Here is a 14,901-nt window from a genome sequence, read left to right as displayed (position 1 = left end):
ACTAGGCTTTAAATTTTGCTAGTAAGGTTTCCCAAGTGTATAATTGGCCTCCTTTATCTGCTTGGAACTTTTCGGCATCTGACTTGTTTTTAAAGGCAGAAAGAAAGGCGCCCATGGGACTAGGAATCTGTTCACTAATTAAAAAGGTGGCTTTTGTAGCATCAATTAAAACTTCGGGTTCTGTGTAGTTATTAGATAAGTACAATTGAATTTCAGTAGTGTCAAAATCCTTTATAAAGTTAATCATGCATTCAGTAGCATCAAACTTATAGACTTTGCCTTTTTTAGTTACAATTTCTGCAGCATGAACTTTATCTACAATAGTCATGGTGCAAAATTGACAACTGTCGCTTCCGTAATTTATGGGTTCTGGACCAGCATTACAACTTAAAAACAGAAGTAGTAATACAAGGCTTGAATAGTGTTTTAGTGTTTGCATGAGTGTAGTGTTTTTTTTAGATTACTATTATGGTGTTCTCAAACTTGCTTTTCTTCCTATCCAAAAAGCAATAAGGGTTAGTGCCATGCCAATAAACATAAGATACCCTCCTATGTGAGGCCATGAATCGACATCAAAATTTAGTAACTTTTTATAACCAATTAATGGTGGTTTGTAGGACATTGGTGTGCCATCTGGATTGGTTACTTTAATAATAGCGTGTGGATCTAAATTTCCGCCATAATCTACTAACCAATTGTTAAAGTCGTACATGCCCAAAATACCAAGTATGGACATTAATAAAAACCAACCTAAAAAGTATTTATAATTTAGCTTTTCAAAATAGCCTAATAGGCCAATAGCAACCCCTAAAATGGCCATGCCTAGAATAACTTTAGGAAAAACTGAAAACTCCCACATTTCTTCTGCTTTTGGGATTGTTTTCATGCCAATATAATGGTTTAAACCATCAATGTTTTGTAGATCAAATTCTTCAACACCTTTAATACCTTGAATATAGATATTCATTCCTAATGGATCAGGATATTGAGGTGCACCTAGCATAATGTTCCATAGAGGAAATTTAAAAAGCCCTAATAAGAGTAATGAACCTATAATCATTATAATTCCAGCCTTTTTCATAATATTCAGTATTATCTAATTTAATCATTCAGTTTATAGTGATTTAAAAAAGAAAGGCGAGAGCGACATGTCAACTCTCGCCTTATATTAGGAAAATAAACACTAAAACAAAATTTCCCTAAATTTTTAAAAGTGATTGACTATTCTCCTAGAGACCAGGACAATTCAATGTCGGAATTAGCAGGAGACACACGTACATAACCTTGCATTTCTTGGTGTAATGCAGAACAGAAATCGGTACAATAAAATGGCCAAACACCTACTTTTTGAGGTTCCCAAGTTAAGGTTCTTGTTTGTCCTGGTGCAATCAGTAACTCAGCATTTCTAGCACCAATCATAGCAAAACCATGAGGGACATCGAAATCTTGTTCTAGGTTAGTGATATGAAAGAAGACCTTGTCTCCAACTTTTACACCTTCAATATTATCTGGTGAAAAGTGACTACGTATCATTGTCATATATACATGAACGTTTTTACCATCTCTAACAATTTTAGTGTCGGCATCGCTAAGTGCTTTTTTAGGATGTTCATTTTCAGATAACTTAAAGATTTTACGAGAGTTGTTTTTAACAATCTCTGCTGGAATAGCTGCGGCATAATGCGGTTCGCCATGTGTAGGGAAATCTAGAAGCAGTTCCATTTTGTCTCCAGAGATATCGTAAAGTTGTGCAGAGTGCTCCATTTCTGGACCTGTTGGTAAATAACGGTCTTTTGTTATTTTGTTCATGGCAAACATGTACTTTCCAAAAGGTTCTGCTGAGTTTCCGCCAGGTATGGTTAAGTGACCTACAGAGTAATAGGTTGGTTTTCTGTCAATAACTTCCCAGGTTCCTAATTTCCATTTTACAACTTCAGAAGAAATAAAGAAAGTGGTGTAAGCATTGCCTTTTCCATCAAATTCAGTGTGTAAAGGTCCTAATCCTGGTTGTTCCACTGAGCCTGCTAAAACATCTTCGAAATTTAAAATTGGGATGTCATAAGCTTCACCAGCAAATTTTTCATTCTTAATAGCATCTAGCATTTTTGTAAATGAGTGTACAGTTAAATTAGCAGACAATTTGCCATTACCCACAATGTACTCTCCAGAAGGATCTACGTCACATCCATGAGGTGATTTTGGTGTTGGAATTAAATAAACGGCTCCAGGTACTTCTGTTGGGTTAACGACACGTACTTCTTTTTTCATTGTAGAAGTAGCTGTATGTGTGTCATCATCATATACATTATGTGCGTATTCCGTTGGCATCATTGTGCCACCACCATTATTTACATATTCTTCAATTTTTTTCCAGTTTATAGCTGCGATAAAATCTTTATCATTTTGAGATGCATTCACCTCTAATAGAGAGTTGGCTTCTTCTGTATTATAAGTGGTGAAGAAGAACCATCCGTGAGATTTTCCACGTCCAGGATGTGATAAGTCATAGTTGAAACCTGGCATTAATACTTGGAATTTAATATCCATGTGTCCATGTTCTGGATCTACAGAGATAAACGATAAAGCTCCTTTAAAGTTGCCTTTATAGTCTTTAATAGACATATCCTTTTGAGGAACTGGCACAGAAAAACGTGTTCCTGCTACAACATACTCTGTGTTTTCTGTTATAAAAGAAGAACTGTGGTTACCAGCACTATTTGGAACTTCGATAATTTCTTCAGTTTCAAAAGTGGTTAAACTAATTCTAGCAATACGAGGGGTGTTGTTACCATTAATAAAGACCCAACGACCATCTAGTTTTCCTTTGGTTTGAGAAATGTCTGGGTGATGCGAATCGTCCCAAGGCACAAAACCATAAGAGGTTTCTAGCATAGGTTTCGTTTCTTCAGAATAGCCATAACCATTTGTTGGAAATTGAGAGAATACAGGGATTTCTTTAAACATTCGTCCTGATGGTAAACCATAAACGGTAAGGTTACCACTATAGCCACCAGAAATGAAGGCGTAATGGGAATCGTGTTCTCCAGGTGCTACATAAACTTTTTCTGCATTGTTGCTAGATAAGGCACCAGAATTACTAGACTTATCGGCATTGTTGCAGCTTGTAAAAACGGCAAAAACCGCTACAATTGCAAGTGTTGATTTTAGTATTTTTTTCATTGTTTATTGTTTTAATTAGCGTTTGTATTATTCAGTTGGAGGCAATAAAATCTTGTCTATAACATGTACAATACCGTTGCCAGCTTTAATACTTGCTAATATTTTTGCACCTCCAATCATAGGTTCTCCGTCTACAACTTCTACCTTTACATAATCATTATTAGCCTGACCCAGTTTTTTAAATTTCTTTAAAAAGTCTTTAGAATAGTTTCCAGGAGTTACATGATACTTTAAAATATTAGCCAAAGCATCTTTGTTTTCAGGTTTTAATAAATTTTCAACAGTACCTTCTGGTAAAGCTGCAAAAGCTTCATTTGTTGGTGCAAAAACCATTAATGGTCCTGCGTTTACTAAAGCATTTTCTAATTGAGCGGCTTGTACAGCAGCAACTAAAGTCGTGTGGTCTTTAGAGTCCATAGCGATACTTAGCACGGTTGTGCTTTCGTCGTCTTCAATAAAGGCTTGGCCAGTTCGTTCAGTAGATTGTGTTTCGGTGGTTACGTCTGAAGACGAGGCTGAAGTGTTTTTGCTCGTGTCTTTACAGGAACAGAAAAGTATTGCGATTATAAAAACAAGAAACACATGTTTAATTGGTTTCATGGTTTATTATTTTAAGGTTCTGAAATATTCTAAGACAGCTCTAGCTTCTTCTTCAGTAAGATGTTGGTTAGCCATAGGAGCTCCATTAAATTCCATTAGTAAATCTTTGGCCAATGGATCTTCTTTAACCATTTGTTCTGGGTTTAAAATCATGTTCATAACCCATTCTGGAGTTCTTCTTTCTAAAATTCCTGTTGGTGCAGGACCAATAAATTTTTTGTCTGCCTTATGACAAGCGGTACACATTTTTGCATAAACGTCCTTACCATGCGCAGCCATATCTTGATCTATTTCTGCACCTAGGGTTATAGAGGTTATTGGTCCAACACCTTTATTAGTAAGTTCTATACGCTGCGAAGCTGCAACTTTCTTTTCTACTTTGGCTGGTGCTTTTTTACCGTAACCTGTTTCTTCTTTCTTCTTGTCGTTACCACCACAACTAAGCACAGTTGCAATAGCAATCATTGATAATAGTTTTAAATATTTTCTCATCGTTCTAGATTTAAGTTTAGCAAATTTAGAGTGCATGCTACAATAAAAACATGACTTATGTCATATTTAAGACTTATTTATCCTATTTGAGAAAATAAATCAAGAACACATCAAATAGATTTGATTTTGAGTTGTTTATGTGAATTTTAAATTGAGAATAAAATTAGAGAAAGCCCTTAAATAGAGTTCTGTGACATCAGTTTAATATGAATGTTATAAAACTCTATTTAAGGTATTTTAGTAACATTAAGAATCAATGTATTTTACCTTATAAGGTATTAAAAAAGGAAAAGAGAGAGTGTTTAGTTTAAAATCTAAATCTAACAAATGGCATCCATGCTTCGGAATAAATACTCTTGTCTTTATCATAGAGTACATCATATCTAATACCAATAGTTACATTTCTACTGGTGTAACCTGCTCCTATAAATAAGGCAGGATACCAATAGTCTTCTTCAAGATTTGTTATAAACCTATCGTCAAATTTTCGGTTTACATGTAGTTGTTCAAATTCTGTTGAAATCTGAATGTCGTTGATTGGATTAAAAAGCCCAATAATACTTCCTCCTAAAACCGTAGATTTAAAAACATTTTTTTGCGAGCTGTATGAAAAATTAAGGCCAACACCTGTTGCTACATAAGGGTTAAACCTATAAACTGCATTAGGAGAAATAGCACCACTAAAAAAACCATCGCCAAAGTTAAGGCCAAGGCCACCACCAAATTCTACATTCCTCCAAAAGCTCTGATTATTAGGTCTTTGGTCTTGTGAGAATGCACTTGTGCTACAAAGGCAAATAGTGATAGTAATAAGTAAAGATTTTGTTAAGGAAATGGAATTGTTATTCATAATAATTGGGAGCGTTAATTTCTATATGTTATAAATATAATAAATCCTTATCTATATTTAGTAAAAGTTGTATTTTTGAATAAATTATGTTGAAACGAAAACGTCTCAAAAAGTATAATGGATAAATATTCCTTTCTCAACGCGGCACACACAGCTTATTTTGCTGACCTATACGACCAATACCTAAAAAACCCAGATTCTGTAGAACCAAGTTGGCGTGCCTTTTTTCAAGGTTACGACTTTGGATCCGAAAATTACGGATTAGATGGTGAAATTGTAGAAGGTGTTTCTACACAAATACCAGAACAGGTTCAAAAAGAATTTCAAGTTTTAAAGCTTATTGATGGCTACAGAAGTAGAGGTCATTTGTTTACTAAAACAAATCCTGTACGTGCAAGACGTAAATATGCACCAACCTTAGAAATTGAAAACTTCGGATTGTCAAAAAATGATTTGCAAAGCACTTTCTCAGCAGGAGAAGTGTTAGGTTTAGGATCTACAACGTTGCAAGTTATTATTGATCACTTAGAAAAAGTGTATTGTGAATCTATTGGTGTAGAGTATATGTACATCAGAAAACCTGAAGAAATTAAATGGATTCAGCAGAAGCTTAATGTCAATGACAATCATCCGCAGTTCACGCCAGATCAGAAGAAAACAATTTTAAGAAAACTGAATGAAGCGGTTTCTTTTGAAAACTTTTTACATACTAAATATGTAGGTCAAAAACGTTTTTCTTTAGAAGGAGGCGAGGCATTAATTCCGGCTTTAGATGCTTTAATTGAGCATGCTTCTGGTTATGATGTAAAAGAATTTGTAATGGGAATGGCCCATCGTGGTCGTTTAAGTACCTTAACAAATATATTCGGTAAATCTGCAAAAGATATTTTTAGCGAGTTTGATGGTAAAGATTACGAGCAAGAAGTTTTTGATGGTGATGTTAAGTACCACTTAGGTTGGACCAGCGATCGTGTTAGTGATGCAGGTAAAAAAATTAATCTAAATATAGCACCAAACCCTTCACACTTAGAAACGGTTGGAGCTGTTGTAGAAGGAATTGTTAGAGCTAAACAAGACGACAAATATTCTGATAACCCATCTCAAGTATTACCTATTATTGTTCATGGTGATGCTGCAATTGCAGGTCAAGGTTTAGTATATGAGTTGATTCAAATGGCGCAACTCGATGGATACAAAACCAACGGAACGATACATATTGTAGTTAATAACCAAATTGGTTTTACTACTAATTATTTAGATGCACGTTCTAGTACGTATTGTACAGATGTTGGTAAGGTTACACTTTCACCTGTTTTGCATGTAAACGCAGATGATGTTGAAGCTGTAGTACATGCTACATTATTTGCATTACATTTTAGAATGAAATTTAAGCGTGATGTCTTTATTGATATGCTAGGGTATAGAAAATATGGACATAATGAAGGTGATGAGCCTAAATTTACACAGCCATTATTATACAAAGCAATAGCAAAGCACAATAATCCAAGAGATATTTATGCGCAGCGATTAATGAATGAAGGCGTTATTGATAAAAACTTTGTTACTAAAATAGAAAAAGAATACAAGGATAAGCTTGAAGAAAAACTTGAAGATTCTCGTAAGATAAAGAAAACAGAGATTACTCCATTTATGCAAAATGAATGGGTAGATTTTAAAACTGCAGAAGAAGATAAAATGATGCTTCCTGTAGATACTCGTTATCCTAAGGAAAGACTAGAGAATATTACAAAATCCATTTCTAATTTACCAAAGGATAAGAAATTTATTAGAAAGATTCAGCGCTTAATTGAATCGAGACAAACGATGTTTGATGAAAATCGTTTGGATTGGGCAATGGCAGAACATTTAGCTTATGGCTCTATTTTGTTAGAAGGTAATGATGTTCGTATATCAGGCCAAGATGTAGAACGTGGTACGTTTTCGCATCGTCATGCTGTTGTTAAAGTTGAAGATAGTGAGGAGGAAATTATTCTTCACAATACTTTAAGTGATACCCAAGGGAAGTTTTTCATCTATAACTCATTATTATCTGAATACGGAGTTGTAGGTTTTGATTATGGTTATGCTATGGCAAGTCCTAAAACATTAACTATATGGGAAGCTCAGTTTGGTGATTTTAGCAACGGAGCACAAATAATGTTAGATCAATATATTTCTGCTGCAGAAGATAAATGGAAACTCCAAAACGGATTGGTGATGTTATTACCTCACGGTTATGAAGGTCAAGGAGCAGAACATTCTTCGGCACGTATGGAGCGCTATTTACAATTATGTGCAAAAGATAACATGTTTGTAGCAGATTGTACAACACCTGCTAACATGTTTCATTTATTAAGAAGACAAATGATAGCCGATTACAGAAAGCCGTTAATTGTTTTTACACCTAAGAGTTTGTTACGCCACCCAAAAGTAGTGTCTACAGTAGATGAATTTGCAAACGGAAGTTTTAAAATGCTAATTGATGATGCTAATGCTAAAGCTGATAAAGTGAAAACATTAGTTTTTATGACTGGTAAGTTTTATTATGACTTATTAGAAGCGCAAGAAAAACTAGGAAGAGAAGATGTTGCATTAGTAAGAATAGAGCAATTATTTCCACTACCAGCAGAAGACATTAGAGCTGTTTTAGCAAAGTATAAAAACGCAGAAGATATTGTTTGGGCTCAAGAAGAACCAAGAAACATGGGAGCTTATAGTCATATGTTAATGCATTTAGATGAAGCTAAGCAATTTAGAGTGGCAAGTAGAAGGCCTTATGGAGCTCCAGCAGCTGGTAGTTCTGTTCGTTCTAAAAAGAGACACCAAGAGGTTATAGATTACGTTTTTGATATCACCAAAAACAACCAGAGATAAAAAGAGAATTAATACAACGCAAATTAGAGCTTAAATAAAACAATAAAGCATGATTTTAGAAATGAAAGTGCCTTCACCAGGCGAATCAATTACTGAGGTAGAAATTGCAGAATGGTTAGTGCAAGATGGTGACTATGTAGAAAAAGACCAAGCCATTGCTGAGGTAGATAGTGACAAAGCAACTTTAGAGTTGCCAGCAGAAGCTAGTGGAACAATTACACTAAAAGCCGAGGAAGGTGATGCCGTTGCTGTTGGTGCTATAGTTTGTTTAATTGATACTAGCGCAGCAAAACCAGAAGGTGGTGAAGCACCAGCTGAAGAAGCTAAGGTAGAGCAAGCTCCTAAAAAAGAAGAGTCAAAACCAACTACAGCAGCGTCTAAAACTTATGCAACAGGAACTGCAAGCCCTGCCGCTAAAAAAGTGTTAGCTGAAAAAGGAATTGATGCAAGTTCTATTTCGGGAACTGGAAAAGATGGTCGTATTACCAAAGATGATGCTGTAAACGCAGTGCCATCTATGGGAACTCCAACAGGAGGTAATAGAGGAACTACTCGTAGTAAAATGTCAATGTTACGTCGTAAAGTTGCTGAGCGATTAGTAGAAGCTAAAAACACAACAGCAATGTTAACCACATTTAATGAGGTTAATATGACGCCAATATTTGAATTACGTAAGCAGTATAAAGAAGACTTTAAGGCTAAGCATGGTGTTAGTCTTGGATTTATGAGCTTCTTTTCTTTAGCGGTAGTTAGAGCATTAAAAATGTATCCTGCTGTAAACTCAATGATAGATGGTAAGGAAATGTTGACTTACGATTTTGTAGATATAAGTATTGCAGTTTCAGGGCCAAAAGGATTAATGGTGCCAGTAATTAGAAATGCTGAGAATTTATCATTTAGAGGTATAGAATCTGAAGTTAAACGTTTAGCATTAAGAGCTAGAGATGGTCAAATCACTGTAGATGAAATGACAGGCGGTACATTTACTATTACTAATGGTGGAGTATTTGGTAGTATGTTATCGACACCTATTATTAACCCACCTCAAAGTGGAATTTTAGGAATGCATAATATTATTGAGCGTCCTATAGCTGTAAATGGTAATGTTGAAATTCATCCAATGATGTATGTGGCTTTATCTTATGATCACAGAATTATTGATGGTAAAGAATCTGTAGGTTTCTTAGTCGCTGTAAAAGAAGCATTAGAAAATCCAGAAGAATTATTAATGGATAATAACATAAAGAAGGCTTTAGAGATGTAAATCTTAAGCTAATAAAATTTAAAAAGCGCAATTCCATTGGAATTGCGCTTTTTTTTACTCCTAACTAACAAGAGATTAACTAACTGAAAAAATTAACGGCAATATTTGCTGAGATAATAATTATAGAACTTACTATTAGCAAGATGATAAAAATTTTGTCCCTTTTTGTAGATGATTCATTTTTCATTGTTTCCATAATATGATGGTTTTAGAAAAGTCCTGAATTATAAGTTAATTCAGAGCAGTAAGAATTTAATTTGAGGTGTTAATTAATAGCTGATGTAAATTTCTGAATAAATGTGATACCATACTATACGTAACTTTACGTATTTTTTATAAAAAAAAGTCTCGGACAAATGTCCGAGACTTAAATAATCCCCTAAGAACTAACTAATAGCTCGTTATTAACCCTTAATTAATAACAGCGATTCAATTAAATAATAATAAAATCACTGATGTAAAGGTCTGAATAAATGTGGTACCATACTATACGTAACTTTACGTATTTTTTAAATTAATTTAGGTTTAATTTAGGTTTGAGTATTTAAAAAATCTGAATTTTCCTTAGCCCATATAAGCAGACTGTTTTGTTTGCTTTCTAATTTTAACTTCTTTATAATATTGCTTTTGTGCTTTTCTACGGTTCTAGTAGATATGTTAAGTAGGTTTGCAATTTCAACACCTGTTTTATTGTTAGATATTAATTTAACAATATTTTGTTCGTGTTTAGTTAATGCTTCAAAATATTTAGGAGGTTCTTGTAGTTCTATAAATTTTAGTAAGTCTGGACTAAAATAGGTTTTATTTTTAATAACAGACGCTATACAATTTTCAATTTCCTCGAGGGCAAATTCTTTTAAGATATAACCATAAGCGCCTAATGCTTTAGCATCATTGTAGGTTTTTTCATCTTTTTCAAAAGTAATAAGTATAATTTTAGTTGGTAGTTTGTCTGCTTTACATTTTTCTGCAATTTCAAGGCCAGTAAAAAAAGGCATTTTAATATCTAAAACAGCAATATCGGGCGTATGAGCTTTAATTAAAGCTAGAGCTTCTTTTCCATTTTTAGCACTTGCTAAAACATTGAATTTTTTTTCAATTAAAAAATCTTGAAGACCTTTAAGTACAAGCGGGTGGTCATCTGCTATAATGATGGTAGGGTTCATTTGGCTATTAATTCAACTAAAATATAGTGTTGTGTGAATATACTAAGAATCCTTTGCTTATAAAATTTCTTTTAATTTTAAATATAGATATTTTTTTTCGTAGTCTATAATGGCTTTACCTTTTTTTAAGATATCAGCTCCAATGATACCATCTACAGGTTGTGCATTATGGCTGATAAGTCCGGTGTTAACATGAGTAAGATTAAATAGTATTAAAGCCACACGTTTCTTTTTCCATTTTCCAATTTTTAAATCGTTTGATTTAGAAATCTTAGTCATCATATTAGTGGCGCCAGCACCAACCGCTTTAATTTCAGAATCTTTTACTCTTAAATTGAAACGCTCAATGGCTTCAAAACCAACACAGCTGCTAGAGGCGCCTGTATCTAAAATAAATCGTCCTTTAATACCATTAATAGATGCCTTTATTTCAAAATGATTTGTCTTTGTGAGCTTTAGCTTAATTTTAGAATACCCTTTTTCAATTAGGAAGTCTTTTAGTGTTTCCATTTTTTCAATTTGTACAAATATAAGAATTGGTATCATACTGTAAACGCTTACTTTTGCAATATGATTATTACAGATACACATACCCATTTATATAGTGAAGCTTTTGATGAGGATAGAGCAGAAATGATCCATAGAGCCATTGATGCAAATGTTAAACGGTTTTTTATTCCTGCGATAGATTCTACTTATACAGCATCTATGCTTCAATTAGAAAAAGATTTCCCTGAACATGTATTTTTAATGATGGGATTGCATCCAACGCATGTTAAAGAAAATTATAAAGATGAGTTAGCTCATGTAGAAGCACAGTTAGCGGCAAGGTCTTTCTATGCCATAGGAGAAATAGGTATAGATTTATATTGGGATAAATCTACTTTAGATATTCAGATAGAAGCTTTTAGACATCAAATACATTTAGCCAAACAATATCAATTGCCAATAGTAATTCACTGTAGAGAAGCTTTTGATGAAATTTTTGAAGTTTTAGAACAAGAAAAGTCAGATGATTTGTATGGGATTTTTCATTGCTTTACAGGAAATTTAGAACAAGCACAAAAAGCCATTTCGTATAATATGAAATTGGGTATTGGTGGAGTTGTCACGTTTAAGAATGGTAAAATAGATCAGTTTATCAATCAAATAGACTTAAAGCATATTGTTTTAGAAACCGACTCTCCTTATTTAGCACCAAAACCATATCGTGGAAAACGAAATGAAAGCTCATACATATACAAGGTATTAGAAAAGTTAGCCGAACTTTATCAAATGAGTGCAGATGAAGTTGCACATATTACTACAGAAAATTCAAAAGCTATATTCGGAATTTAAAATGACAACACAACCACACATTCTACTAATTTACACCGGAGGAACCATTGGTATGATTAAAGACGCATTTACTGGTGCGCTAAAAGCATTCGATTTTGATAGTTTGCTTATTAAAATTCCAGAATTACGTCTTTTGGATTGTACGATTAAAACAATTTCTTTTGAAGAACCCATTGATTCATCTAATATGAATCCTAAATATTGGGCAGATATTGCTAGTATTATTGGAGATAATTATGAGAAGTTTGATGGTTTTGTAGTGTTACACGGCAGTGATACAATGAGTTACTCTGCTTCTGCGCTTAGTTTTATGTTAGAGAATCTTGCAAAACCAGTGATATTTACAGGTTCTCAGTTACCTATAGGAGATTTGCGAACAGATGCTAAGGAAAATTTAATTACATCTATTCAGATGGCATCACTTCAAGATAATGGAGTGCCAGTAATTAGAGAGGTTGGTCTTTATTTTGAATATAAATTATATAGAGGTAATAGAACCACAAAAGTAAATGCTGAACATTTTGAAGCATTTGAGTCGCTCAATTATCCTCATTTAGCTGAGTCAGGAGTACACTTAAATGTAAACACAAAACAGCTTTGGAAGCCTATACCAAATACAGAACTTATTGTACGTACTGTTATGGATTCTGATATAGGTGTTTTAAAATTGTTTCCAGGAATATCTAGACCAATTTGCGAAGCTATTCTAACAAGTAAGCTAATAAAAGGACTAATTATTGAGAGCTATGGTTCTGGGAATGCAACAACAGAATCTTGGTTTATTCAAGCATTGGAAAATGCGATTAAGAATGGACTACATATTGTAAATGTTACGCAATGTATTGGAGGTAGTGTAAACATGGGACAGTATGAAACAAGTTCACAGTTAAAATCTATTGGAGTTATCTCAGGGAAAGATATCACTACAGAGGCAGCAATAGCTAAAATGATGTACCTTTTAGGAGAAAAAGTAGAAGCTGAAAAATTTCAATTTTATTTTGAAACACCTCTAAGAGGAGAAATGTCTTAAAAATAACATTATAAATTTTAGGGTTTGAAGTTTTTTTCGTTATTTGGCATCGTGTAATTTTAAATATAAATTACAGAGAGGTGGCCGAGTGGTCGAAGGCGCACGCCTGGAAAGTGTGTATACTCCAAAAGGGTATCGAGGGTTCGAATCCCTTCCTCTCTGCTGATATTTTATGATAGAATTACATATTTTTTTTTATCTTTAACACTTTAACTAATAAAATTAAGATTCAGAACAATGAAAAGATTATTTTCTATCCTTGCCATAACATGTTTAATGGCTATCGGAACTGTTAATGCAAACGCAACAACAGCCTTTGCAAGCGCAACAGCAACTGTAACAACTGTAACTCAAGACGACGCTGCGGCAGAAGACTTGACGTTTCATCAAGAATTAAAAAAGCGTTTTATAGAAGGTGGTCCAGGCTTTATGGGTATTGTACTACTATGTTTAATTCTTGGATTAGCAATTGCTATTGAAAGAATTATCTTTTTAAATCTATCAACAACAAACACAAAGAAATTAACTCAAAATGTAGAAGATGCACTAAACTCAGGTGGTATTGAAGCTGCTAAGGAAGTATGTAGAAATACAAAAGGACCTGTTGCTTCTATATTCTATCAAGGTTTAGACAGAGCAGACGAAGATATCGATGCTGCTGAAAAAGCTGTTGTAGCTTACGGTGGAGTACAAATGGGACAATTAGAAAAGAATGTATCTTGGATTTCTTTATTTATCGCTTTGGCACCAATGCTTGGTTTCATGGGTACGGTAATTGGTATGATTCAAGCCTTCGATAAAATTGAAGCAGCTGGTGATATGCAACCTTCTTTAGTAGCAGGTGGTATTAAAGTAGCACTTTTAACAACAGTATTTGGTCTTATTGTAGCAATTATACTTCAAATTTTTTATAATTATATCATCGCTAAGATAGATAGCATTGTAAATGATATGGAAGATGCATCAATTACATTGATGGATTTATTAGTAAGACACAAAAAATAAAAAACAATTATGCACAAAATATTAAAAATAGTAGCCGCTGTTTTAAGTTTAATTGGAATTGTATCTCTGATTAGAATTATCTCAGCTGGTGACGAAGCCATCAAAACAGGTGGAGAAGACGGTCTCTTTGAGCCTATGGCTTGGGTAGGTTATATTATCTTAGGTCTAACAGTATTGTTTGTTTTAGTTTTTGTATTAAAAAACTTGTTTACAAATACTTCAGATTTAAAGAATACACTTATAGGTGTAGGTGCATTTGTTGCTGTATTAGTTGTTTCTTATGCACTATCAGGTAGTGATTTACCGTTAGAATATAAAAATGGAGATACTATTGCTACATCTGGTGAATCTACTATGGTTGGAGCTGGTTTAATTGCGTTCTATATATTATTAGCAGTTGCTGCTATAACCATGATTTTCTCAGGAGTTAAAAAAGTAATTAGTAAATAATATAGTATGGCAAAAAGAGCAGCACCCGAAGTAAATGCAGGATCAATGGCTGACATTGCTTTCTTACTACTTATCTTTTTCTTAGTAACAACAACGATAGAGAAAGACAAAGGATTATTAAGAAGTTTGCCACCTATTGATGACACAGAAGTTGAACCGCCTATTATTAAGCAAAAAAATCTATTTACTGTTTTAATAAATCGTAATAACCAATTGTTAGTAGAAGACGAGCAAATGGAATTAAAAGATTTAAGACAAGCAGCAATTGACTTTTTAGATAACGGAGGTGGTACAAATGCCGCAGGAGAATCTTGTGATTATTGTAAAGGAAAACGTTTAGAGGATTCCTCTGACCATCCTGATAAAGCAATTATCTCTATGAAGCATGATAGAGAAACTTCTTACGAGCAGTACATGGATGTACAAAACGAATTAGTCGCTGCTTACAATGTTCTTAGAGAACGTGAAGCAACACGACTATACAAAAAGTATTATCCAGATGCAGATAAAGTGTTTACTGCAATGCTAGAAGAAAAAGAGAAGAATCAATTTAATAAGGATGAAAAGCTTAATGAACGTATTGAAACCATTAAGAAATTATTCCCAATGAAATTGTCTGAAGCAGAACCTGATAAAAATTAAAAGAAACAAA

At 33.7% G+C, this 14,901-nt stretch carries 15 protein-coding genes and 1 tRNA gene; 8 read left to right on the top strand and 8 right to left on the bottom strand.

What is annotated here, in order from left to right; all coding sequences use genetic code 11:
- Position 1 precedes the first annotated feature (1 nt).
- From VDP25_RS06575 to VDP25_RS06550, 6 genes are all read right to left on the bottom strand, one after another.
- Positions 2 to 439 carry a nitrous oxide reductase accessory protein NosL gene (locus VDP25_RS06575; protein ID WP_334468030.1) on the bottom strand — a complete coding sequence of 146 codons (438 nt, stop codon included), beginning with the start codon at positions 437 to 439 and terminating at the stop codon, positions 2 to 4.
- A 27-nt stretch (positions 440 to 466) separates the two neighbouring features.
- Positions 467 to 1,081, bottom strand: a complete 615-nt coding sequence (locus VDP25_RS06570; RefSeq protein ID WP_334468028.1) for a hypothetical protein — start codon at positions 1,079 to 1,081, stop codon at positions 467 to 469.
- 140 nt (positions 1,082 to 1,221) lie between these two features.
- Positions 1,222 to 3,180, bottom strand: coding sequence for a Sec-dependent nitrous-oxide reductase (gene nosZ, locus VDP25_RS06565; protein WP_334468027.1), 1,959 nt, complete (start codon positions 3,178 to 3,180; stop codon positions 1,222 to 1,224).
- A gap of 27 nt (positions 3,181 to 3,207) precedes the next feature.
- Entirely contained in the window at positions 3,208 to 3,780 is a 573-nt protein-coding gene (locus tag VDP25_RS06560; protein WP_334468024.1) for a fasciclin domain-containing protein, read from the bottom strand.
- 6 nt (positions 3,781 to 3,786) lie between these two features.
- On the bottom strand, positions 3,787 to 4,272 hold the full coding sequence (locus VDP25_RS06555) for a c-type cytochrome (protein ID WP_334468022.1): 486 nt from the start codon (positions 4,270 to 4,272) through the stop codon (positions 3,787 to 3,789).
- Between the two features lie 307 nt (positions 4,273 to 4,579).
- On the bottom strand, positions 4,580 to 5,122 hold the full coding sequence (locus tag VDP25_RS06550; RefSeq protein WP_334468020.1) for an alpha-ketoglutarate decarboxylase: 543 nt from the start codon (positions 5,120 to 5,122) through the stop codon (positions 4,580 to 4,582).
- A 117-nt stretch (positions 5,123 to 5,239) separates the two neighbouring features.
- Here VDP25_RS06550 and VDP25_RS06545 point away from each other — a divergent pair, with 117 nt between their 5' ends.
- Both VDP25_RS06545 and odhB read left to right on the top strand, forming a co-directional pair.
- Positions 5,240 to 7,996, top strand: a complete 2,757-nt coding sequence (locus VDP25_RS06545) for a 2-oxoglutarate dehydrogenase E1 component (RefSeq protein WP_334468018.1) — start codon at positions 5,240 to 5,242, stop codon at positions 7,994 to 7,996.
- 49 nt (positions 7,997 to 8,045) lie between these two features.
- Positions 8,046 to 9,260, top strand: a complete 1,215-nt coding sequence (gene odhB / locus VDP25_RS06540; RefSeq protein ID WP_215927981.1) for a 2-oxoglutarate dehydrogenase complex dihydrolipoyllysine-residue succinyltransferase — start codon at positions 8,046 to 8,048, stop codon at positions 9,258 to 9,260.
- Positions 9,261 to 9,790: 530 nt separating this feature from the next.
- Here the strand turns inward: odhB and VDP25_RS06535 are convergent.
- A complete protein-coding gene (locus tag VDP25_RS06535) occupies positions 9,791 to 10,426 on the bottom strand; it encodes a response regulator transcription factor (protein WP_334468015.1) in 636 nt (211 codons plus the stop codon).
- Positions 10,427 to 10,483: 57 nt separating this feature from the next.
- Complete coding sequence (locus VDP25_RS06530) at positions 10,484 to 10,936, bottom strand: retropepsin-like aspartic protease (RefSeq protein ID WP_334468391.1); 453 nt, start codon at positions 10,934 to 10,936, stop codon at positions 10,484 to 10,486.
- 60 nt (positions 10,937 to 10,996) lie between these two features.
- Here VDP25_RS06530 and VDP25_RS06525 point away from each other — a divergent pair, with 60 nt between their 5' ends.
- The 6 genes from VDP25_RS06525 to VDP25_RS06500 all read left to right on the top strand — a co-directional run bounded on the left by VDP25_RS06525 (position 10,997) and on the right by VDP25_RS06500 (position 14,891).
- Entirely contained in the window at positions 10,997 to 11,764 is a 768-nt protein-coding gene (locus VDP25_RS06525; RefSeq protein ID WP_334468013.1) for a TatD family hydrolase, read from the top strand.
- Between the two features lies 1 nt (position 11,765).
- Positions 11,766 to 12,794, top strand: coding sequence for an asparaginase (locus VDP25_RS06520; RefSeq protein WP_215927974.1), 1,029 nt, complete (start codon positions 11,766 to 11,768; stop codon positions 12,792 to 12,794).
- A 74-nt stretch (positions 12,795 to 12,868) separates the two neighbouring features.
- Positions 12,869 to 12,956, top strand: a tRNA-Ser gene (locus VDP25_RS06515).
- 75 nt (positions 12,957 to 13,031) lie between these two features.
- Positions 13,032 to 13,799: a MotA/TolQ/ExbB proton channel family protein gene (locus VDP25_RS06510; protein WP_215927972.1), complete on the top strand. Its 768-nt coding sequence runs from the start codon at positions 13,032 to 13,034 to the stop codon at positions 13,797 to 13,799.
- A gap of 9 nt (positions 13,800 to 13,808) precedes the next feature.
- Positions 13,809 to 14,249, top strand: coding sequence for a hypothetical protein (locus tag VDP25_RS06505; protein ID WP_334468010.1), 441 nt, complete (start codon positions 13,809 to 13,811; stop codon positions 14,247 to 14,249).
- A gap of 6 nt (positions 14,250 to 14,255) precedes the next feature.
- Positions 14,256 to 14,891, top strand: coding sequence for an ExbD/TolR family protein (locus VDP25_RS06500; protein WP_334468009.1), 636 nt, complete (start codon positions 14,256 to 14,258; stop codon positions 14,889 to 14,891).
- Positions 14,892 to 14,901 lie beyond the last annotated feature (10 nt).

Source organism: Winogradskyella sp. ECml5-4, from assembly GCF_036903175.1.
Lineage (GTDB): Bacteria > Bacteroidota > Bacteroidia > Flavobacteriales > Flavobacteriaceae > Winogradskyella > Winogradskyella damuponensis.
Note: the sequence above shows the minus strand (reverse complement) of the source record. Positions and strands in the feature narration are given on the sequence as shown.